Annotated in this window: 1 protein-coding gene; it reads left to right on the top strand. The window is 44.3% G+C overall.

All coding sequences use genetic code 11. The features are described 5' to 3' along the window. The coding region (locus tag AC04NP_RS30835; RefSeq protein WP_482863985.1) for a hypothetical protein at positions 1-271 on the top strand (271 nt) is incomplete at both ends.

Below are 271 nucleotides of genomic sequence, written 5' to 3'. Positions count from 1 at the left end.
GGTAGAAGCATTACCAATTGATAGCAGTCAGAACATCTTACCTCAGGTAGAAAAAGCCATTGCCCCGGATGGTTTGTACATGGATTTGACAACAGCGCCGATGTTACAAGTAAAGGTAGCCGATGATGTAGCCAACAAGGCCTATTATTTGGTGTTGCATTATCATCATTTGATGATGGATCACATCGGTTTAGAAAAAGTGGTGAAAGAGATCGTGCTCTATTTGTCAGGAAAGGAAGACCGGCTTCCCACTCCGTCCCTGTACCGTGAT

The organism is Agaribacillus sp. DX54, assembly GCF_056858335.1.
The sequence above is the reverse complement of the archived record's forward strand: the minus strand, read 5'-3'. Positions and strand labels throughout refer to the sequence as shown.